Origin of the sequence: Bradyrhizobium arachidis, from assembly GCF_015291705.1 — a bacterium.
In the GTDB taxonomy this organism is placed as follows: Bacteria; Pseudomonadota; Alphaproteobacteria; order Rhizobiales; family Xanthobacteraceae; genus Bradyrhizobium; species Bradyrhizobium arachidis.
Genome location: NZ_CP030050.1, coordinates 3,112,713 through 3,133,724 on the forward strand (window position 1 = coordinate 3,112,713; position 21,012 = coordinate 3,133,724).

Annotated in this window: 16 protein-coding genes; 11 read left to right on the forward strand and 5 right to left on the reverse strand. The window is 64.6% G+C overall.

What is annotated here, in order from left to right; all coding sequences use genetic code 11:
• The first annotated feature begins 383 nt into the window (after positions 1-383).
• From WN72_RS14425 to cyoD, 4 genes are read left to right on the forward strand one after another with little or no spacing between them, the layout of a single operon-like run.
• The gene (locus WN72_RS14425) at positions 384-1,166 is read left to right on the forward strand and encodes a cytochrome ubiquinol oxidase subunit II family protein (RefSeq protein WP_231164303.1); all 783 of its coding nucleotides are present in this window, start codon (positions 384-386) and stop codon (positions 1,164-1,166) included.
• Positions 1,156-3,156, forward strand: a complete 2,001-nt coding sequence (gene cyoB / locus WN72_RS14430) for a cytochrome o ubiquinol oxidase subunit I (protein ID WP_092214964.1) — start codon at positions 1,156-1,158, stop codon at positions 3,154-3,156. Before WN72_RS14425 ends, cyoB begins: the two co-directional genes overlap by 11 nt.
• Positions 3,156-3,797: a cytochrome (ubi)quinol oxidase subunit III gene (locus WN72_RS14435; RefSeq protein ID WP_027558405.1), complete on the forward strand. Its 642-nt coding sequence runs from the start codon at positions 3,156-3,158 to the stop codon at positions 3,795-3,797. Before cyoB ends, WN72_RS14435 begins: the two co-directional genes overlap by 1 nt.
• A complete protein-coding gene (cyoD, locus tag WN72_RS14440; protein WP_027558406.1) occupies positions 3,794-4,180 on the forward strand; it encodes a cytochrome o ubiquinol oxidase subunit IV in 387 nt (128 codons plus the stop codon). Before WN72_RS14435 ends, cyoD begins: the two co-directional genes overlap by 4 nt.
• A 364-nt stretch (positions 4,181-4,544) precedes the next feature.
• Here the strand turns inward: cyoD and WN72_RS14445 are convergent, their stop codons facing one another.
• Entirely contained in the window at positions 4,545-5,333 is a 789-nt protein-coding gene (locus WN72_RS14445) for a thermonuclease family protein (protein ID WP_027558407.1), read from the reverse strand.
• Between the two features lie 201 nt (positions 5,334-5,534).
• Here WN72_RS14445 and WN72_RS14450 point away from each other — a divergent pair, with 201 nt between their 5' ends.
• The 4 genes from WN72_RS14450 (at position 5,535) to WN72_RS14465 (ending at position 10,489) form a co-directional block, all read left to right on the forward strand.
• Positions 5,535-7,133, forward strand: a complete 1,599-nt coding sequence (locus WN72_RS14450; protein WP_027558408.1) for a GMC family oxidoreductase — start codon at positions 5,535-5,537, stop codon at positions 7,131-7,133.
• Positions 7,134-7,142: 9 nt separating this feature from the next.
• The gene (locus tag WN72_RS14455) at positions 7,143-7,592 is read left to right on the forward strand and encodes a hypothetical protein (protein WP_027558409.1); all 450 of its coding nucleotides are present in this window, start codon (positions 7,143-7,145) and stop codon (positions 7,590-7,592) included.
• Positions 7,593-7,683: 91 nt separating this feature from the next.
• On the forward strand, positions 7,684-8,703 hold the full coding sequence (locus WN72_RS14460) for a S1C family serine protease (protein WP_027558410.1): 1,020 nt from the start codon (positions 7,684-7,686) through the stop codon (positions 8,701-8,703).
• Between the two features lie 58 nt (positions 8,704-8,761).
• Positions 8,762-10,489 (forward strand): FAD-dependent oxidoreductase, encoded by a 1,728-nt coding sequence (locus WN72_RS14465; protein ID WP_092214665.1) that lies wholly within the window; start codon positions 8,762-8,764, stop codon positions 10,487-10,489.
• 130 nt (positions 10,490-10,619) lie between these two features.
• Here the strand turns inward: WN72_RS14465 and WN72_RS14470 are convergent, their stop codons facing one another.
• Positions 10,620-14,096 carry an indolepyruvate ferredoxin oxidoreductase family protein gene (locus WN72_RS14470; protein WP_092214668.1) on the reverse strand — a complete coding sequence of 1,159 codons (3,477 nt, stop codon included), beginning with the start codon at positions 14,094-14,096 and terminating at the stop codon, positions 10,620-10,622.
• Between the two features lie 162 nt (positions 14,097-14,258).
• Here WN72_RS14470 and WN72_RS14475 point away from each other — a divergent pair, with 162 nt between their 5' ends.
• The 3 genes from WN72_RS14475 (at position 14,259) to WN72_RS14485 (ending at position 17,907) form a co-directional block, all read left to right on the forward strand.
• Positions 14,259-15,215 (forward strand): hypothetical protein, encoded by a 957-nt coding sequence (locus WN72_RS14475; RefSeq protein WP_244553718.1) that lies wholly within the window; start codon positions 14,259-14,261, stop codon positions 15,213-15,215.
• A 330-nt stretch (positions 15,216-15,545) separates the two neighbouring features.
• On the forward strand, positions 15,546-16,244 hold the full coding sequence (locus WN72_RS14480; protein WP_092214672.1) for a cysteine hydrolase family protein: 699 nt from the start codon (positions 15,546-15,548) through the stop codon (positions 16,242-16,244).
• A 10-nt stretch (positions 16,245-16,254) separates the two neighbouring features.
• On the forward strand, positions 16,255-17,907 hold the full coding sequence (locus WN72_RS14485) for a regulator (RefSeq protein ID WP_092214674.1): 1,653 nt from the start codon (positions 16,255-16,257) through the stop codon (positions 17,905-17,907).
• Here the strand turns inward: WN72_RS14485 and WN72_RS14490 are convergent, their stop codons facing one another.
• The 3 genes from WN72_RS14490 to WN72_RS14500 are packed head-to-tail and all read right to left on the reverse strand — an operon-like array spanning position 17,908 to position 20,989.
• A complete protein-coding gene (locus tag WN72_RS14490; RefSeq protein WP_027558416.1) occupies positions 17,908-18,732 on the reverse strand; it encodes a carbohydrate ABC transporter permease in 825 nt (274 codons plus the stop codon).
• Entirely contained in the window at positions 18,729-19,667 is a 939-nt protein-coding gene (locus WN72_RS14495) for a carbohydrate ABC transporter permease (protein WP_027558417.1), read from the reverse strand. The genes WN72_RS14490 and WN72_RS14495 overlap by 4 nt, the downstream gene beginning before the upstream one ends.
• Positions 19,664-20,989, reverse strand: coding sequence for an ABC transporter substrate-binding protein (locus WN72_RS14500; RefSeq protein WP_092214679.1), 1,326 nt, complete (start codon positions 20,987-20,989; stop codon positions 19,664-19,666). The genes WN72_RS14495 and WN72_RS14500 overlap by 4 nt, the downstream gene beginning before the upstream one ends.
• Positions 20,990-21,012: the final 23 nt, after the last annotated feature.

Below are 21,012 nucleotides of genomic sequence, written 5' to 3' on the forward strand. Positions count from 1 at the left end.
GCCTTTGCGCCGGCGCGGGCCAGCAAATTGCTGCAACGCGGCCGCCGCCGCCGCTGATCAATGCCGTCCTGCCGGCGAGGCCGGCTTTGTCCTCAGGGCTCCGCATGTCGTTTCATCCCGATATTTTTCGTGCAAGTTAGCAATGCGGCGCGGAGGTGAGAAGACCGACTGTCCTGCTCCGATGTCATTGACATCGCATGGAATTGCATGCCGCCGCACGGTACGGCCGACCGGTGTGTCGTGGAACTGTCCCGATGCAACTTCGTTTGCTGCAACGGAGCTTTTCGCGTTACGCTCTCCTTCGGGGCTTCCCAACCGCCAGTGGCTTGCCGATGAATCTGCTTGATCCACAAGGGCCCGTAGCTGCGGCCAACAGCACCATTTTGGTCGATTCTGTCTTCATCATGCTCGTGATCGTGGTGCCAACCATTTTCGCGATCCTGGCGTTCGCGTTCTGGTTTCGCGCCTCCAATACCAAAGCGCGCTTCCAGCCGGGCTTCGTCTATTCCGGCCGCGTCGAAATGGTGGTGTGGGCGATCCCCGCGCTCACCGTCATCCTGCTCGGCGGCGTCGCCTGGATCGGCTCGCATCAGCTCGATCCTGCCGCCCCCGTGCCGGGCACCGGCAGCCCGCTGCGGATCCAGGCCGTCTCGCTCGACTGGAAATGGCTGTTCATCTATCCCGACCAGCGCATCGCCACCGTCAACACGCTGACGGTGCCGGCCGGTGCGGAGCTGAATTTCCAGCTGACCTCGTCGAGCGTGATGAACGTGTTCTTCATCCCGCAGCTCGGCAGCATGATCTACACCATGAACGGCATGGTGACGCGGCTGAACCTGCGCGCCGACAATGAGGGCAAGCTCCAGGGCCTGTCGGCGCATTTCTCCGGTGACGGCTTTCCCGACATGCTGTTCGACGTCAACGTGGTCTCGCCGCTCGCTTTCCCTGATTGGGTGGCGAACACCGCGAAGACCGACGCCGTGCTGAACGAGGACAGCTACAAGAAGCTGATGCAGCAGGGCATCGAGCGGGGCCGGCCGGTTTATCGCCTCGATGATCCTCGCCTGTTCGACCTGATCTCGACCCAGCACATCCCGCCGGGGCCTGGACCGGAGCTCGCGTCCGGCGCCGGCCGGCCGCACAGTGGAGGCCTTGATGCTCGGTAAGCTCGATTGGTCGGCGATCCCGTTCGATCAGCCCATTCCGCTCGTCGCAGGCGGGGTCGTGCTGGTGGCGATCCTGGGCGTGCTGGCCTGGGTCGTGGTGAGGGGACATCTGCCCTATCTCTGGCACGAATGGATCACCAGCGTCGACCACAAGCGCATCGGCGTGATGTACATCCTGCTCGCGTCCGTGATGCTGCTACGCGGCGGCAGCGACGCCATCATGATGCGGATCCAGCAGGCAGTCGCCTACCAGTCGCAGGGTTATCTGCCGCCCGAGCACTACAACCAGATCTTTTCGGCTCACGGCACCATCATGATCTTCTTCGTCGCGATGCCGTTCGTGATCGGGCTGATGAACCTCGTCGTGCCGCTCCAGCTCGGCGTGCGCGACGTTGCCTTCCCGACGCTCAATTCGGTCGGCTTCTGGCTGACGGCGACCGGCGCGCTGCTGGTCAATCTCTCGCTGGTGATCGGCGAGTTCGCGCGCACCGGCTGGCTCGCCTTTCCTCCGCTGTCGGGACTGTCCTATTCGCCGGGCGTCGGCGTCGATTATTACGCCTGGTCGCTCCAGATCTCGGGCGTCGGCACGCTGGTGGCCGGCATCAATCTGGTCACGACGGTTCTGAAGCTGCGCACGAAGGGCATGAACTATCTGCGCATGCCGATGTTCTGCTGGACCACGCTCGCCTCCAACCTCCTGATCGTCGCCGCGTTCCCGATCCTCACCGCCACGCTCGCGATGCTGCTGCTCGACCGTTACCTCGGCTTCCATTTCTTCACCAATGAAGCCGGTGGCAACGTCATGATGTTCATGAATTTGATCTGGGCCTGGGGACATCCGGAGGTCTACATCCTGGTGCTCCCCGCCTTCGGCATCTTCTCCGAGGTGGTGTCAACCTTCTCCGGCAAGGCATTGTTCGGCTACCGCTCCATGGTGCTCGCGACCATGGCGATCTGCGTCATCTCCTTCATGGTCTGGCTGCACCATTTCTTCACGATGGGCGCGGGCCCCGACGTCAACGCCATCTTCGGCATCGCCAGCATGATCATCGCGGTGCCGACGGGGGTGAAGATCTACAACTGGCTGTTCACGATGTATGGCGGCCGCATCCGCTTTGCGACGCCGATGCTGTGGGCGGTCGGCTTCATGGTCACCTTCATCATCGGTGGCCTCACGGGCGTGCTGGTCGCGGTGCCGCCGGCCGACTTCATGCTCCACAACAGCATGTTCCTGGTGGCGCATTTCCACAACGTCATCATCGGCGGCGTGCTGTTCGGCGCCTTCGCCGGCTTCGAATACTGGTTTCCGAAGGCGTTCGGCTTCCGCCTCGACGAGCGCTGGGGCAAGGCCGCGTTCTGGTTCACCTTCGTCGGATTCTACGTCACCTTCATGCCGCTCTACATCGCCGGTATGCTGGGCATGACGCGGCGGCTGCAGCACTACGATGTCGCTGCGTGGCGGCCATGGATGTTCGTGGCAGCGTTCGGCATGGCCGTGCTGAGCGTCGGGGTGATCTGCCAGATCATGCAGCTCGTGGTCAGCATCCGCAACCGCGAGGCGCTGCGCGACCGCACCGGCGATCCCTGGGACGGGCGCTCGCTGGAATGGGCGACCTCGTCGCCCCCGCCCGTATTCAATTTCGCTTTCAATCCGGATGTACGCGGCGAGGACGCCTATTGGGACATGAAGGCCAAAGCCCAGCAGCAATCGCTCGAGCACGACGAGCCCGAATATCAGGACATCGAGATGCCCCGGAACTCGCCGACCGGTTTCGTCTGCGCCTTCTTCGCCACCATCATGGGCTTTGCGCTGATCTGGCACATCTGGTGGATGGTGATGGTGGGTGGTGTCGGTGCGTTCGCGACCTTCGTCGTGTTCGCCTGGCGCGACCATGATGAATACGTCATTCCGGCCGCCGAGGTCGCCCGCATCGACCGCGTCAATCTCGAAGAGCGGCGCAGCCTCGTCAGCATGGCGGGAGCAGTCTGATGTCGATGACCGCGACCGCCGGCCACGCCCATGCCGATCCCCATCACATCGGCCTTGTCATCGAGCATCCCGGGCCCGCGTCGAAGCGGATCGTGACCGCGTACGGCTTCTGGGTCTTCCTGCTCTCCGATATCGTGATGTTCTCCTGCTTCTTCGCTGCCTATGCGGTGCTTGTCCATCAGACCGCAGACGGACCGAAGGGCTCGGAGATCTTCGAACAGCGGAATGTCGCGATCGAGACGGTCTGCCTACTGCTGTCGAGCTTCACCTGCGGCATGGCCAGCATTGCAGCCGACGTGCGCAACCGGTTCTGGTTCTACCTCGGCATGACCGTGACCTGTGTGCTCGGCCTGATCTTCCTCGTCATCGAATTCCGCGAATTCGCCGATCTCGTTGCGCGCGGCTACGGCCCGTCACGGAGCGCCTTCCTGTCGTCGTTCTTCTCGCTGGTCGGTTGCCACGGCCTGCATGTCTCTGCCGGTGTCCTGTGGCTGCTCACCATGATGGCCCAGGTCTTCGCCAAGGGCTTTCGCGCCGACGTCCTGCGGCGGATGATGTGCTTTGCGCTGTTCTGGCACGCGCTCGACATCATCTGGGTCGGGGTCTTCTCCGTCGTCTACCTGCTCGGGAGTGCCGTATGAGCGATCAGACGCACATGCATGCCGAACATGACCTCGCACCAGGCGAGGAAGAGCAACACAGTGTCGGCGAACGGATCCTCGGCTATGTCGTCGGCCTCGTCCTGGCGCTGCTGCTCACGGCGACGTCGTTCTTCATCGCGGGGACCGACCTTGTCTGGCAGCCTTCGATCCCCGTCGCGCTGATCGTGCTCGCGATCGCGCAGATGGGCGTGCATCTCGTGTTCTTCCTGCACATCACCACGGGCCCGGACAACACTAACAACGTACTGGCGCTGGCGTTCGGGCTGCTGGTCGTCTTCCTGGTGGTTGGCGGCACCGTCTGGATCATGTCGCATCTCAACCAGAACATGCCGCCGATGGATCAGATCATGATGCGCCAGTAGCTCGCATGGCAGCTGAGGAAGTCTTGAGCTTGATGCGTTGATCTCACCGCGTCGTCATGGCCTGGCTTGACCCGGCTATCGGCGTCTTGCTTCTCGGCATGAAGAACGTGGATGCCCGGGCATGACGGCCGGAGTTGGCACCCACAGCTCCGCAAAAAAGAAGAGCCGCTTGTTTGTGACAAGCGGCCCAAGTCTAGGGAGGAAACGCCCGAGCAAAGACAATCGGCCGAAGCCGGATTGCTGCCAAGGAAACGCTCGCGCAAAGCGCTTGCGTACACATATAGGTGCAGCAACTCCCGCTGAAGTTCAATTCCGGATCAATACTGTCTCGGAGTACCACTCACGGCTGCGTGAAACCCCTTGTTCACTTTGGCCGGCGGCAGTTGTAGGCCTTGCGGAACCCCGCGGCCTGGGCGTCGTCCTCGGAGCAGAACCAGCGGTCCGGCTTGGTGGTCGCCGGGTAGCTCGGGCAACCCCGCAAATGGTAGATGCCGATATTGCCGGTGACGCGTGCGCGCACCGCAAGCTTGCCCTTGATGCTGCAGCTCGGCGGCATGGTCAGATCCTCCGGAAAGAGTACGGCGCGGATTTCCTTGTCGCGGTCGGCGCGGCAGGCGGCGCCCAGCAGCGCGCCGTCCTTCTTGCCGGTGCGGAAATCTTGCGGTGCAACAAAGCAGCCCTTCCAGATCCCGGTTGATGCAGTTTTGGCGTCGGCCGCCGCTGGCTTGACGTTGGCCTTGATCGGCTCGCGCGCGATGGCGTAGCCGAGCTTGACCAGCTGCTCGTTCAAGCTCGCCTTGTCGCCCTCGGCGGTGCAGATCGCGCGGTGCCGCTTGCCAAAGCTCTTTTCCGGCCCGACGTCGTCGCAGCGCACCGAGCGCTTGTTGATCAGCTTGCTCAGCTGCTCGCGGGCCTCGATGCCGCAGGTCCAGGGATCGGCGTGGTCGTCGATGCAGACCTGGTCCAGCTCGGGCGCATCGACGCCGTCGAGCCGATAGGTCACATCGCCGAGCTGGATGGAGTTGCCGTCCCGGACCGTCGCGGCAGCGGTCAGCGCGGCGGCCGGTTCGGACGGGACCAGTAATCCGGGCAGAGCGAAAAACGAAACGAGCGCAAAAGCGCGGGCGGCGGCAAAGAAACTTCGGAAGGACATACGGTCTCGCTATCGATTGCTCTGGCGCCTTGTTCCTAGCATCCGGGCGAGGCGTTACCAATGGTCTGCGCCCTGCGAAGTGCGACATTCCGGCCTCGCGGCTTTACTCAGCCGTCGCTCTGCCCCTATCGTTTGCACAGCCTTCCGGACTGCGGAGGCCGAATCGCCCGGAAAGCGGCGAGGGGGGAGGACAAGGTTGCAATGAAAGATCCCGTGGACGTCCTGATCATCGGTGCCGGCGCGTCAGGCGCGGCGGTGGCGTGGTCGCTGGCCGAGACCAAGATGCACATCCTCTGCCTGGAGCAAGGCGGCTGGATGAACCCGGCGGAATATCCGAGCACGGGCCGGGACTGGGAGGCCAAGTTCTACGGCGAGTGGTCGTCGAGCCCGAACGTGCGCGGCCGGCCCGAGGATTACCCGATCAATGACGACAATTCGCCGATCAAGGTCGTCAACTACAACGCGGTCGGCGGCTCGACCGTGATGTACACCGCGCACTGGCCACGGCTGCATCCTTCCGACTTCAAGGTGAAGACGCTCGATGGCGTCGCCGATGACTGGCCGATCGATTACGACGCGCTGACCTCGTTCTTCGAAGAGAACGACCGCATGATGGGCACGTCGGGCCTATCGGGCGATCCGCTGTCGCCGCTGACGCATCCGCCGATGCCGCAACAGCCGATGGGATTGTCCGGCGTGATCATCGGCAAGGCCATGAACAAGCTCGACTGGCACTGGTGGCCGTCGGACACCACGGTCGCGACCATGGATTATGAGGGCCGCGCGCGCTGCATCAATCTCGGCCATTGCACGCCGGCTTGCGCGCAGGGCGCAAAGTCCTCGACCGACATCACCTATTGGCCGCACGCCATCCGCGCCGGCGTCGAGCTGCGCACCCATTGCCGGGTGCGCGAGATCACCACCGACGAGAACGGCATGGCCTCGGGCGTGGTCTATTACGACAAGGACGGCGTCGAGCAGTTCCAGCCGGCGCATGTCGTCATTATCGCCTGCAACGGCGTCGGTACGCCGCGGCTGCTGCTCAATTCGAAATCGAACCGTTTCCCGAACGGTCTTGCCAATTCATCCGGCCTCGTCGGCAAGAATTTGATGTTCCACCCCTATGCGCAGATCTACGGCTACGTGAAGGAGCCGACCGACAGCAACCGCGCGCCGCCGACCTGCCTGTGGAGCAAGGAGTGGTATGACACGGACCTGTCGCGCGGCTTCGTGCGCGGCTATGGCGTCCAGTTCGTGCGCGGCGCAGGGCCGGTGTTCGAGGCGGTGGTCAGCGAGCAGAAGGGAATTCTGCCCTGGGGCGAAGATCATCACCGCGTCTTCCGCAAGCTCAACGGTCATCGGCTGGGCTTCTCCGCGATCTGCGAGGACCTGCCGGAGGAGCACAACCAGGTCACGCTCGATCCGGTGCTGAAGGACAGTCACGGCATTCCAGCCCCAAAGATCGACTACACCATCAGCGAAAACAGCCGGAAGATGATGGAGCATGCGCTCGCCCGCGGCCGGGAGTTTCTCGAGACGGCGGGGGCAACCGACATCTGCGTCAACTCGCCGATCCCCTGGGGTGGCTGGCATTTGCTCGGCACCGCGCGGATGGGCACCGAGCCCGAACGCTCCGTCGTCAACGAATGGGGCCGCACGCATGACGTGAAGAATCTCTTCATCGTCGACGGCAGCATCTTCGTCACCTCGGGCGGGGTGAACCCGACCTCCACCATCCAGGCCCTCGCGCTCTACATCGCCGACCAGATGAAGCAGCGGCTGGCAAATTTGTTCGATTAGAGGACCGACATGTCCGAGCAGATTACCCTCTCGCCGCGGCAGCGCCAGGACTTGCGCACCATCGCCGCGATGATCATTCCACCGAGCGAGGAATACCGTGTGCCCGGCGCTGATGACGACATCATCCAGGCCGACATCCTTGCAACGCTCGGCCGCGACACCAGACCTGTCGCGGCAGCGCTGGATCATGTGGCGCGGCTTGCGGGCATGCCGCTCGCTGATCTCGAACCTGCCGCGCGCGACGCGGTGGCGCAGGAGTTTCGCAACTCCGGCGGCGCGCCTGCCGCAACGCTCGTTCGCGTCGTGCTGCAATGCTACTACCGCGACGACCGCGTGTTGCGCTCGCTCGGGCTGGAGCTGCGTGCGCCGTTCCCCAAGGGCCATGTGCTCCCGGACGGCGACTGGTCGCTGCTCGATCCGGTCAAGGCGAGGGCGGGCACGCTGCGGCGGGCGCCCTAGCCACCTGGGCAGTCCAGCCTTGCGCGCCCGGTGGGCTACTTGCGCCGGAGGGAACAGGCCACCATCTGTGTGAGCCTCAAGGACGCCTACCATGCTGGATTTTACCTCAGATATCGCCGATGACGCCCCGTCATCGCGAACGGCGGCGGCTGCGCCGGCCGATGACCGGGCGCTGCTGGACGCCTATTCCAACGCCGTGATCGACGTCACCGACCGCGTCGGCCCCGCCGTCGTGCGGGTCGAGACCGGGCCAAAGGTGCCGAACGGCCGCGAGCGCGGCGGGCTTGGCTCGGGCATTGTGATCTCGCCGGACGGACTCGTGCTCACCAATAGCCACGTGGTCGGCTCCTCCAGGGAGATCCGCCTGCGCGACGTCGAGGGCCATGTCGGCGATGCGCGGGTGCTGGGCGTCGATCCCGACACCGATCTTGCGCTGCTCCGCGCCAACGGCGTGCGCGATCTGCCCTATGCTGCGCTCGGCAATTCCAAGAGCCTCAAGCGCGGCCAGCTCGTGATCGCGATCGGCAATCCGCTCGGCTTCGAATCGACCGTGACCGCCGGCGTGGTCTCGGCGCTCGGCCGCTCGATCCGCTCGGTGAGCGGGCGCACCATCGAGGACGTGATCCAGACCGATGCCGCGCTCAATCCCGGCAATTCCGGCGGCCCGCTGGTGTCGTCGAATGCCGAGGTGATCGGCATCAACACCGCCATCATCAACGGCGCGCAAGGCATCTGCTTTGCGGTCGCCAGCAACACCGCGCAATTCGTGCTCTCGGAGATCATCCGCCACGGCTATGTCCGCCGCGCTTATATCGGCGTGGCTGGACAGACCGCGCCGGTCCCGCGACGGCATGCGGTGCTGGCCGGCGTCGAGAACAAGATGGGCGCGCTGTTGATGCAGATCGAGCCGGACGGGCCGGCGGCCAAGGCGGGCCTGCTGCCCGGCGACGTCGTGATCAGGCTCGACGGCGTCGACATCAACGGCGTCGACGATCTGATCCGCGTGCTCGACCGCGACCGGATCGGCCGGCGGCTCGCCATGGACGTGCTGCGGCTCGGCCGCCTGCGGGCGATCGACATCGACCCGATCGAGCGCAAGCCACAGCGCTAGCTGCGAGCCCGCGGGCGGGGTATGACGATCGCATGCCTCGCCTCCGGACCCCCGCCGCATGATGCCGGCGCATGAGACCTACGACGTCATTGTCATCGGCGCCGGTGCCGGCGGCATGACGGCTGCGGCAGTGGCCGCCGCTGAAGGCTTGCGCGTGCTGGTGATCGAGAAGACCGCCTTTGTCGGCGGCACCACGGCCTGGTCCGGCGGCATGGTTTGGATTCCCGCCAATGCCAAGATGAAGGAAGCGGGGCTCTCCGACAGCATCACGGATGCGGTCCAGTATCTGTCGAGCATGGTCCCCGAGCCTGCCAATGCCAGCTTGCGTGCTGCGTTCCTCGCGCGTGGGCCGGAGGCGGTCGCATATCTCGAAGCCAACACGGAGGTCCGCCTTCAGCCGGTGAAAGCCTATCCCGATTATTATCCGGAGCGGCTCGGCGCGACGCCGGGCGGGCGCGTGCTGGAGCCGGTGGCGTTCGACGGCACACGGCTTGGCCGGGCTTTCGCGCGGCTGCGGCCGCCGCTGCCGGAGTTCACGCTGTTCGGCGGGATGATGGTCAACCGGCTCGACATCCCGCATCTGCGCCGGATCGGCAAATCGCTGCGCTCGACATTGCGTGCGGCGCAACTGGTGTCCGCATACGCATTGCAGCGGTTGCGCAGCCCGCGCGGCACGACGCTGCATCTCGGTAATGCTCTGGCCGCGCGGCTTTACGCCTCGCTGCTGGCGCGGGAGGTCGAGATCCTCTTCAGCGCCGATGTCGAGGATCTATCGATGCAGGGCGATCGCGTCGCGGGCGTGGTGATCCGCCATGGCGCCCGTGATCGCCCGATCGCGGCGCGCTGCGGCGTGGTGCTGGCGACCGGCGGCTTCTCGCATGATGCTGCTTTGCGCAAGCGCTTCTTCCCTGCGGCGGCCGGATTTGTCTCAGCGACGAACACATCAGGCACCGGGGACGGCCTCCGACTCGCGACCGCGACGGGCGCTGCCCTCAACACGGATGCCACCAGCCCGGCCTATTGGGTGCCGGCCTCGCTGTTCCGTCGCGCCGACGGCAGCCGTGGTGTCTTCCCTCATACGGTGACCGACCGCGCCAAGCCCGGCGTGATCGCTGTCAATGCCGCCGGCCGCCGCTTCGTCAACGAGGCGCTGTCGTATCATGAGTTCGTGCTCGCGATGCTGCGCGACGGCAATGGCGAGCCGGACCGGCCGTTCTATCTGATCTGCGACCGCCACTTCCTGCGGGCTTACGGTCTCGGCCGCATCAAGCCGTTCACGCGCAATGTGCGGCGCTATGTAGCCAGCGGCGAATTGGTCGAGGCTCCTGATATTGCGCAGCTGGCGGCGAAGCTCGGCATCAAGCCAACCACCCTCACGGCGACGATTGAGAATTACAACGCGGATGCCAGGGAAGGCCGCGATCCCGAATTCGGCCGCGGCAGCACCATCTATCAGCGGCATCTTGGTGATGCCGCTCACAAGCCGAATCCCTGCGTCGCGCCGATAGTTCGCGCGCCGTTCTTCGCGATGCGCATCCATCCGGCCGATCTCGGCACGGCGATCGGGATGAGGGTGGATGCGCAGGCGCGCGTGCTGCGCGAGGACGGCACGCCGATTGCGGGGCTCTATGCTTGCGGCAACGACATGGGCTCGATCATGAATGGGAATTACCCGGGGCCCGGGATCACGCTCGGCCCGGCGCTGACGTTCGGGTATATCGCGGGGAGGCATCTGGCGGAGGGGGCTGGGGCAAGCACGACGAACGCTGCGAATGCGGCTGTCTGATTGTGCCCGCGCTATTCCACGTCATTGCGAGCGTAGCGAAGCAATCCAGAAATTTCTCCGCGGAGGCAGTCTGGATTGCATCGTCGCTTCGCTCCTCGCAATGACGAGTGGAGAGGGAGTAGGCTAGTCGCTACTCCGCCGCCGCCGCAAAGCGGCTATTCTCCAGCTCCGCGTCCAGCCGCGCCGTTTCGGCGGCGGCCAGTTTGATATTGGCTTCCTTGACATGCCCGAAGCCGCGGATCGTCTCCGGCACCCTCGCGAGCCGCGCCAGCAGCGGGATCTGCTCCGCCGTCAGTCTGGCGATCCGCTGGTCGATCATCGCAAAATAATCCTCGACCAGCTTCCGCTCGGTCCGGCGCTCCTCGGTGCGGCCGAACGGATCGAGGGCGCCGCCGCGCAGGAATTTCAGTTTTGCAAGAATGCGGAAGGCGTGGATCATCCAGCCGCCGAACTCCTGCTTCTGAAGCCGTCCCGTCGTCTTATCGCGCTTGGCGAAGATCGGCGGTGCCAAATGGTACTTCAGCGTGAAGTCGCCGTCGAATTTTTCCGACACCTTCTTCGCAAAGCTGCCGTCGGTATAGAGGCGGGCGACCTCGTACTCGTCCTTATAGGACATCAGCTTGAACAGGTTCTTGGCGACGGCCTCGGTCAGCTCCGTGGATGCGGGCGAGGCGGCGGCTTCCGCCTTGCGCACCTTGGCAACCGCCGCGACATAGCGGTCGGCGTAGGCCTTGTCCTGATAATTGGTCAGAAACTCCGCTCGGGTCGCGATGATGTCGTCGAGCGATTTGGTCGGCGCGGACGCCCGGGCCTTGAACTGCAGCACGCTGCGCACCCGCGACATGTCGTGGGCGGCGAGACGGCCCCAGGTGAAGGCAAGCTTGTTCATCTCGATTGCGGCGCCGTTGATCTCGATCGCGCGGAGCAGGGCCTCCAGCGACAGCGGGATCGCGCCCTTCTGGAAGGCGAAGCCGAGCATGAAGGGATTGGTCGCGATGCTGTCGCCCATCAGCGCCGCGGCAATGCCTGTCGCGTCGATGATGTCGAGGTTCTTGTCACCGACGGCATCGCGCAGCACGGTCTGCATCGTGCCCAGCTCGAAATCGAGGTCGGGGTTCTGCACGAAGCTCGCGGTCGGCTGCAGGTCGGCGTTGACATAGGCCTTGGTCACGCCGCGCTCGGCGCGGCTCAGCGCGGTCGGGCCGGCCGACACGATCATGTCGCAGCCGAGGATGACGTCCGCGCCGCCGCTGGTGATGCGGACCGCGGAAATGTCTTCAGGCTTCGGCGCGATGCGGACATGGCTCATCACCGCGCCGTTCTTCTGCGACAGGCCGGTGAAATCGAGCGCCGAGCAGCCGCGGCCGTCGACATGGGCGGCCATGCCGAGCAGGGCGCCGATGGTGATGACGCCGGTGCCGCCGATGCCGGTGACGAGGATGTTGTAGGGGCCGTCAAGCTCACGCGCCGGCGGCAGCGGCAAATCGGCGAACAGCTGGCCTGAATCCACCGCCGAAGTCTTCATGCGCTTGAGCGAACCGCCATGCAAGGTGACGAAGCTTGGGCAAAAGCCCTCGACGCAGGAAAAATCCTTGTTGCAGTTCGACTGGTCGATCTGGCGCTTGCGCCCGAACTCGGTCTCCAGCGGCTGCACCGAGACGCAGTTGGAGGCCTGCGAGCAATCGCCGCAGCCCTCGCAGACGAGCTCGTTGATGAAGGCGCGCTTCGCGGGATCGGGATAGAGCCCGCGCTTGCGGCGGCGGCGCTTTTCCGCCGCGCAGGTCTGGTCGTAGATGACGACGGTGAGACCCTGGATGTCGCGCAGCTCGCGCTGCACGGCGTCGAGCTCGCGGCGGTGATGGATCGTCGCGCCTTGCGGGAAGTAGTTTCCTTCCGGATATTTGCTGGGATCGTCCGAGACGATCGCAAGCCGCTTGACGCCCTCGGCCCAGACCTGGTGCGCGATCTGCGCGACGTTGAAGGCGCCTTCGGCCGGCTGGCCGCCGGTCATCGCGACGGCGTCGTTGTAGAGGATCTTGTAGGTGATGTTGATGCCGGCCGCCGACGCGGCGCGAAGGGCAAGGAGCCCGGAATGCGTGTAGGTGCCGTCGCCGAGATTCTGGAAAATATGCTTCTCGGTGGTGAAGGGCGATTGGCCGATCCAGTTCACGCCCTCGGCGCCCATATGCGAGATCAGGTCGGTGCGGCGCGTCGGCATGCTCAAGGCCATGCCGTGGCAGCCGATGCCGGCCATGGCGCGGCTGCCTTCCGGCACGCGCGTCGAGGAATTGTGTGGGCAGCCCGAGCAGAAGAACGGCGTGCGCGCGAGCTTGATCTGCGTGCTTGTCGTGACGGGATTGTCGAACGCCTCGAGCCGGGCGAGGCGCTGCTCCAGCACCGGGCTGTGATGGCCGAGCTTGCGCAAGCGGTTTACCAGCGCGCCCGCAACGATGGTCGGCGTCAGCTCGCCCTCGCTCGGCAGCAGCGGCGCGCCATTCTCGTCGCGCTTGCCCGTCACGGTCGGGCGCCGGGACGCATCGATGTTGTAGAGGATGCGCATGAGCTGGTCTTCGATGAAGCCGCGCTTCTCCTCGACCACCAGCACGTCCTGCAGACCTTCGGCAAAGCGCTTCGCGCCGCTTTCCTCCAGCGGCCAGGTCAGCGCGACCTTGTAGATGCGAAAGCCGAGATCCTGCGCGTCCCTGTCGGTGATGCCCAAATCGGCGAGCGCCTGGCGCAGATCGAGATAAGCCTTGCCGGTCGCGACGATGCCGAGCCGGGCCGGCTTGGAATCGAGCACGATGCGGTCGAGCTGGTTGGCGCGGGCAAAGGCCTGCACTGCTGCCATCTTCGGGCCGAACAGGCGCCGCTCAGCCTCCAGCGGCGGATCGGGCCAGCGGATGTTGAGGCCGCCCGGCGGCATCTCGAAATCGTCGGGCAGCACGATCTTGATGCGCTCGGGGTCGCTATAGATCGAGGCCGAGCTCTCGACCGTCTCGCTGATTGCCTTGAAGCCGACCCAGCAGCCCGAGAAGCGCGACAGCGCAAACCCGTAGAGGCCGAGATCGAGATAGTCCTGCAGTGTCGCCGGATTGATCACGGGGATCAGCGCCGCCGCGAACACCTGCTCGCTCTGATGCGCGAGCGTCGAGGACTGGCAGCCATGGTCGTCGCCGGCAAGTGCGAGCACGCCTCCATTGAGCGCGGTGCCGGCCGCGTTCGCATGCTTGAGCGCGTCGACCGAACGGTCGACGCCGGGCCCCTTGCCGTACCAGATGCCGAACACGCCATCGACCTTGGCGCCGGGGAACAGGCCGACCTGCTGGCTGCCCCAGACGGCGGTCGCCGCCAGATCCTCGTTCAGGCCGGGGACGAAGGCGATGTCCTGCTGCTGGAGAAATGACTTCGCGCGCCACAGCGCGTGGTCGTACATGCCGAGCGGGGAACCGCGATAGCCGGAGATGAAGCCGCCGGTGTTGAGCCCCTGAAGCCGGTCGCGTTCGCGCTGCAACATGGGCAGGCGGACCAGGGCCTGTGTGCCGGACAGGAATATCCGCTTCGATTCGAGCCGGTATTTGTCGTCCAGCTCGACCTGCATCAGCGTCATTTCAGGAGTCCTCGTGTCTCGTTCGGCGTGGGGTTTGCGCTGCGGGAGAGTTGCGGCTGCGCGACGCGAATTGTGACAGTCAAAAGCATGGGGCCGCGAAGTCAATATCGCTGGCCGCATCCGTGGCGCTCCTGCTAGTCATGGCTGCCAATGGAGAGCACCATGGCTGACGCGTTCGACACCGAGATCACCGAGACGGCCGAGGCCCTGACCGGCCCGTGGCGCCAGCCGCGCCAGATGCTGCAGGCGCAGACCTACGACGCGCATGCCTCGATCCACGACGACGCCACCGCGCAGAAGCTCGGCTTCAAGGGCGGCACCATCGAGGGCCCGACCCATTTCAGCCAGTTCGCTCCGCTCGGTGCGCGGCTGTGGGGACACGCCTGGTTCGAGACCGGCTGCATCTCAGCGCATTACCGCAGCGTCTGCTACGAGGGTGAGGAGGTGCGGGCGATCCTGTCGAAGCCGCTGCCGGAAACGCGCCAATGCGAGATCCAGATGGTGAAGCGCGACGGCACCGAGGTGCTGCGCGGCACGGCCTCGCTAGGTGAGCCGCACGCCCAGACTGCGCTGGAGACGCGCCTTGGCGAGCTCAGGCCGCTGACCGATCCCGTGATCCTGCGCGATGTGAGGGTGGCACAGACCAGCCAGCGGCAGACTGTGCGGATGGCGTTCGACCAGAACATGGGCGACCTCTATCCGTTTTCGCTGCGGCAGAAGCTCGCCGTCATCACCGAGAACTCGCCTTACTACGCAACCGCCGATAATCCGTGGCGCAGGCCCATCATTCCGATGGAGATGCTGAGTGTCTTGTTCCAGTACCGCTCCAAGGAGGATCCGCTGCCGGCCAAGGGCCCGGCGGTCGGCCTGTTCGCCGATCAGGAGATCCGCCTGGTGAAAGGCCCGCTCTTCGTCGACGAAGAATACGAGGTCGAGCGCGAGGTGGTCGCGCTCTCCGGCAGCCGCCGCACCGAGAGCGCCTGGGCGAAGACGCGCGTGTTCGACAGAGCGGGCACGATGGTCGCCACGATGTTGCTCAACATGGCAACGCTGAAGGATTCGTATGCGCCGTATGAGAATGAGTATCGGCAGCTGTATGGGGTGGGCGGTAGGCGCTAGGCGTCGTCACACACTCTCCGCCGTCATTCCGGGGCGCGCGTAGCGCGAACCCGGAATCCATTTCACCTCGCGTACTGCGGCCCGATGGATTCCGGGCTCGACGCTGACGCGTCGCCCCGGAATGACGGCGGAGAGTGCGCCGTGCGCCGCTCATCCTTTAAGCAAATGCACGTCGCAAAGCCGTCGCACAGGGAATAAGCAGCCGTCGATCGCCGCCGTAACCTTCTGACCGCACAACGAATTCCCTCACGTCCCACGCCCCATCGCAATTGTACACAATGGCACGGCGCTTGCAGAACTCTCCGTAAAGAGAGTTCTCGCGGGGGCGTCATGTTGAACTCAAGCAAGTCGACACTGGGCGTCATCAGGGCCGAGCCCGAGCCGATCAAGCTCGACTGGTCATCGACCGCGCTCGTGATCATCGACATGCAGCGCGACTTCATGGAGCCCGGCGGCTTTGGCGAGACGCTCGGCAACGACGTCAGCCAGCTTGCGCGCGCGGTAAAGCCGATCGGTGCAGTGCTCAGGATGGCGCGCGACACCGGCATGCTGGTGATCCATACCCGCGAGGGACATCTGCCTGATCTTTCCGATGCGCCGCCGGCAAAGGTCGAGCGCGGCGCGCCGTCCTTGCGCATCGGCGATCCCGGCCCGATGGGGCGCATCCTCATTCGCGGCGAAGCCGGGCACGACATCATTCCCGAACTCTATCCGCTCGACAGCGAGGTCGTGATCGACAAGCCCGGCAAGGGCGCGTTCTACGCTACCGAGCTCACCGACGTGCTGGAGAAATACGGCATCGAGAATTTGCTGGTGTGCGGTGTCACCACCGAAGTGTGCGTCAACACGACGGTGCGCGAAGCCAACGACCGCGGCTATCGCTGCGTCGTCATCTCCGACGGCTGTGCATCCTACTTCCCCGAGTTTCACGAGATGGGCCTGAAGATGATCAAGGCCCAGGGCGGCATCTTCGGCTGGGTCACGGACTCGGCCGCAGTTCTGGAGGCAATGAAAACTTCGAGCACATAGGGGTATTTTCATGAGCACATTGACGGGGACGGCCGGCAAGTCCAGCTTCAAACCGGCACTATGGACATCGGGCGACTGGAACGCATTTTTCGGCTTCGGCACCAACATCCTCGTCAACATGCTGGTGCTCACGGGCCTGCTTCGCTTCGTCTTGAAGATGCCTGACAGCCTCGTGTTCGGCCGCATCCTGCCCGCGCTCGGGCTGATGATGTGCCTCTCCACCTTCTATTACGCGTATCTCGCCTATCGCCTAGCGCAGAAGACCGGCCGCAGCGACGTTTGCGCGCTGCCCTCGGGCGTCAGCGTGCCGCACATGTTCATCGTCACCTTCGTGATCATGCTGCCGATCACGCTGAAGACGGGCGATCCGCTCAAGGGCTGGTCGGCCGGCCTCGTCTGGGTGTTCTTCCAGAGTTTCATTCTTATGATCGGTGGCTTCGTTGCCCCATTCATTCGAAAAATCACGCCGCGTGCGGCGCTGCTCGGCACGCTTGCCGGTGTCTCCGTCACCTTCATCTCGATGCGGCCTGCGCTGGAGATGTACATGACGCCGCAGATCGGTCTGGTCTGCTTCGCCATCATCCTGGTGAGCTGGTTCGGCGGCGTGAAATACTGGCGCGGCATTCCCGCGGGCCTCGTCGCCATCGCGGCCGGCATGATCATCGCCTGGGGCTCCAACCTGTTCGGGCTCGGCCTTGGCGGATTGAGCATCGCGGGTGTTGGAGCCGCTTTCGCGAACTTCGGCTTCTCGGTGCCGATCCCGGCCGTGGGCTACGTCTTCTCCGGCTTCGAATTCCTCGGCATCATCCTGGTCACCGCCATTCCGTTTGGCATCTACGACCTCGTCGAGGCCATGGACAATGTCGAGAGCGCTGAAGCGGCCGGCGACGAATATCCGACCACGCGCGTGCTGACCGCCGACGGCGTCGTCAGCCTGATCGGCTGCCTGATGGGCAATCCCTTCATCAACGCGGTCTATATCGGCCATCCCGGCTGGAAGGCGATGGGCGGCCGCATCGGCTATTCCGCTGCGACCGGCATCATGGTCGTGGTGCTGGCCTGGTTCGGCATCATCTCGGTGCTGCTGGCGCTGGTGCCGGTCGTCGCGATCTCGCCGATCCTGCTCTATATCGGCATGCTCATCGGCGCACAGGCGTTCCAGACCACGCCGGTCAAGCACGCGCCCGCGATCGTGCTGGCGCTGACGCCGCATCTTGCGGCCTGGGCCAAGCTCCAGATCGACACCATGCTTGGCTCGACCATGACGGCTGCGGCGACGGTCGGCGGAATGGCCGCCGACAAGGCCGACGCGGTCAAGGCTGCCGCGATCGCCGCGCTGCCGCAGCAGGGCGTATTCTATCACGGCCTGGAGGTGATGGGCGGCGGCTCCATCCTCGGCGGTCTCATCCTGGGTGCGATCGGTGTCTTCATCATCGAGCGCGATCTCGAGAAGGCCTCCGCCTTCGCGCTGGTCGGTGCGGTCCTGACCTACTTCGGCTTCATGCATGGCGAAGCCGTCGGCATCGGCGGCGGCTTTGGCGTGACGCCGGCGGTCGCGCTCGCCTATGCCGTGGTGTCGGCCGGCCTGTTCGCGGCCAGCAAGCTCGGTACCAGCGAGCACTACGCCGCGCATCCGGAGATGCACGCCGCGCCGGCGGAGTAGCTACCCGCCCTTGACGGCACCCGCGGTGAGCCCGGCGACGATCTGTCGCTGGGCCATCACCGTCAGCAGCAGCACTGGAAACGTCACGATCAGGGCGGCCGCGGCCAGCGGGCCCCAGCTCAGTTGGTCGAACGAGATCATGTTGTAGACCGCGACGGGCAGGGTGCGCGTCTCACGCCCCGCCAGCACGATGCCGAACACGAAATTGTTCCAGGAGAAGATCACTGCGAGGATGAAGGCCACAGCGATACCGGGCCTCGCAATCGGCAGCGCCACGTGCCGAAACACCTGCCAGCGGCCGGCACCGTCGATCAGGGCGGCTTCCTCCAGCTCCATCGGTGTGGTCTCGAAATAGCCGATCATGATCCAGATCACGATCGGCACCGTGACGACAAGATGGATGATGATTTGCGGCACCAGCGTGCCGAGCAGGCCGAGCCACTGGAACAGCAGGAACAGCGGGATCAGGTAGGACAGTCCCGGCGTGATGCGGGCGATCAGGATCACGATCGCGGATTTATGCGCGGCCATGCGTGCGATGCCGTAGCCGGCGGGGACGCCGACGATCAGCGCGAGCAACGTCGCGCTGCCCGTCACGATCAGGCTGTTGATGAAATAGGTCAGGAAGCGGTTGGAGGCGAGCACGTCGGCGTAGTTCTTCCATGCGATGCGATCAGGAAAGAACACCGGCGGATAGGCGGCGTTATCGACCTCGAATTTGAGTGACAACGAGAGCATCCAGAGGAAGAACAGGATCGCCGGCGATACGATGACGAACACCGAAAGCCACAAGCCGATCCTGCCGATGAGCTGACGAAAGTTCATGCGCCGCTCGCGATTTCGGTCCACAGCATGCGCTGGCGGGCGTAAAGCATCACCGCCGCAAGCAGGACGATCAGCAGGAAGAACACGACCGCGATCGCAGATCCGTAGCCGAGGTCGTAATAGGTGAAGGCGACGCTGTAGAGATAGATGTTGATCGTCTCCGATGCCGAGCCGGGTCCGCCTTGCGTGATCGCGAAGATGATGTCGAAGCTCTTGACCGCGTCGATCATGCGGATCATGCCAGCGATGAACAGGAACGGCATGATCAGCGGCAGCGTGATGAAGCGGAACACCTGCCAGAAGTTGGCGCCGTCGATCTGCGCGCTCTCATAGGGCTCGGTCGGGATTGCGGCCAGGCCGCCGAGCACGATCAGCATCACCAGCGGCGTCCATTGCCAGGTCTCGACCAGCACCAGCGAGGGAATGACGGTCGCGGGGTGAAAGACCCAGAGTTGCGCCGGAATTCCAACCAGCGACAGCAGGTAGTTCAGCACGCCGAGCTGCGGGTGGAACATCATGGTCCAGACCAGCGCGATCGCGACGGGTGTCGCCATCATCGGCATGATGAACACGCCACGCAGGAATCCGCGGCCGGCGAATCTCTGGTGAAACACCACGGCTGCAAACGTCCCCAGCACCAGCGGTAGCAGGACCGACAGCGCGGTGTAGACCATGGTGTGTCCGATCGCCTCGATGAAGCGGGGATCGCTGGTCAGCCGCAGATAGTTGGACAGCCCGACGAAGGTGGTCGGCGAGCCGACCTTCCATTCGTTCAGGCTCATCCAGATGGTGAAGACCCACGGGAAGATGATGATGGCCAGCACGACGACAAGCGCCGGCACCACGAACGGCCAGTAGGACGGCGGCCGCAACCCCTTCTCCGGCGCGGCCTCGGTCGAAGCCGCGGCCGGAGTCGATTGTGTCAACGCACTCACGCTTTTTCGCTGCGCTCCAGGATCGGCCGGTACTGATCGTTGGCTTTCTTCAGTTCAGTCGCGGGATCGGCTCCGGACAGCGTCGCCGTGAGCGCTGCGCCGACGATGTCGCGGAATTCCGCAACGGGGATGACGACGGGCAGGCCGAGTTTGCTGATCTTGGCGGAATCGATCACCGATTGCAGCCACTCCTTGGGCATCTTCACGCCCTGCTGGATCTCGGGATCGTTCAGGATCGAGTTGCGGAACGGCACGCCGCCGCCGGCCTGCAGCAGCCGCGCGCCCTGCTGCTTCGAGACCACCCACTGGCAGAGCAGATAGGCAGCTTCCTTGTTCTTGCTCGCAGCGGCGATGCCGATGCCGTCGCCGTAAGTGGCCGAATACTGCCCCTTCGGTCCGGCGGGCACGACGGTGTAGCCGACCTTGCCGACGACGCGCGAGGCGGCGGGATCCTCCAGCGGCGGCGCCCAGCCGACGCCGTCTATCCACATCGCAGATCGTCCTTGCGTGAACGAGGCCATCGACTCCATCCAGTTGAAGCCGGCGACGCCGGGCGGCGCGACCTTGGTCAGCAGCGTCTGATAGAGCTTTGTCGCGGCGACCGCCTCGGGGCCGTCGGTCAGGATGTTACCCTTGGCATCGAGGAATTCGCCGCCATAGTTGAGGAAGAAATTGGTCCACAACGTCATGTTGGCGTTGCGCAGGCCGCGACCGACGAAGCCGTAGGTGCCTTCCTTGGTATCGGTCAGTTTTTCGGCCGCCGCGACCATCTCGTCGAGGGTTTTGGGGACGGCGACGCCCTTCTTCTGGAACAGCTCCTTGTTGTAGTAGAGGATGAAGTAATCGACCGACCAGGGCAGCGACAGCATCTGGCCCTTGTCGTTCTTGGCGTATTGCAGGCCGGCGGCCGAGAAATCGCTCTCGACGAGATCGGGCGCGGTCAGCGTCGGATCCTTCATGAACGGCGTCATGTCGGCGAGCCAGCCGGCTTTCTCGAACTGACGCTTCTGGACGTGATAGCTGAGATGCACCACGTCGAAGCTCGGCCGGCCCGAGGTGAGCTCGATCACGACCTTCTGCCGCTGCTGCTGCTCGGGGATCTGCTCGGATTCCACCTGGATGCCGGTGAGTTCGGTGAACTCCTTGATGTTCTTTTGCAGGTTGTCGCCGCGCGGACCCTTGGCGAGGATCACCTCCAGCTTGGTCCCGGCATATTTCTTCCAGTTGACCTCGGCGCGGGCGGGCAGCCCGGTCAGGCTGAGCGCGCCGGCCGCGGCGGTGCCCTTCAACAGCGTGCGGCGCGAGATATTGTGGTTGGCCAATTTAGTCCCTCCCTCTCTGTCAT

Coding starts and splice junctions, on each gene's coding strand:
- cyoB (WP_092214964.1), top strand. CDS start 1,156: ATGCTCGGTAAGCTCGATTGGTCGGCGATCCCGTTCGATCAGCCCATT.
- WN72_RS14435 (WP_027558405.1), top strand. CDS start 3,156: ATGTCGATGACCGCGACCGCCGGCCACGCCCATGCCGATCCCCATCAC.
- cyoD (WP_027558406.1), top strand. CDS start 3,794: ATGAGCGATCAGACGCACATGCATGCCGAACATGACCTCGCACCAGGC.
- WN72_RS14445 (WP_027558407.1), bottom strand. CDS start 5,333: ATGTCCTTCCGAAGTTTCTTTGCCGCCGCCCGCGCTTTTGCGCTCGTT.
- WN72_RS14450 (WP_027558408.1), top strand. CDS start 5,535: ATGAAAGATCCCGTGGACGTCCTGATCATCGGTGCCGGCGCGTCAGGC.
- WN72_RS14455 (WP_027558409.1), top strand. CDS start 7,143: ATGTCCGAGCAGATTACCCTCTCGCCGCGGCAGCGCCAGGACTTGCGC.
- WN72_RS14460 (WP_027558410.1), top strand. CDS start 7,684: ATGCTGGATTTTACCTCAGATATCGCCGATGACGCCCCGTCATCGCGA.
- WN72_RS14465 (WP_092214665.1), top strand. CDS start 8,762: ATGATGCCGGCGCATGAGACCTACGACGTCATTGTCATCGGCGCCGGT.
- WN72_RS14470 (WP_092214668.1), bottom strand. CDS start 14,096: ATGACGCTGATGCAGGTCGAGCTGGACGACAAATACCGGCTCGAATCG.
- WN72_RS14475 (WP_244553718.1), top strand. CDS start 14,259: ATGGCTGACGCGTTCGACACCGAGATCACCGAGACGGCCGAGGCCCTG.
- WN72_RS14480 (WP_092214672.1), top strand. CDS start 15,546: ATGTTGAACTCAAGCAAGTCGACACTGGGCGTCATCAGGGCCGAGCCC.
- WN72_RS14485 (WP_092214674.1), top strand. CDS start 16,255: ATGAGCACATTGACGGGGACGGCCGGCAAGTCCAGCTTCAAACCGGCA.
- WN72_RS14490 (WP_027558416.1), bottom strand. CDS start 18,732: ATGAACTTTCGTCAGCTCATCGGCAGGATCGGCTTGTGGCTTTCGGTG.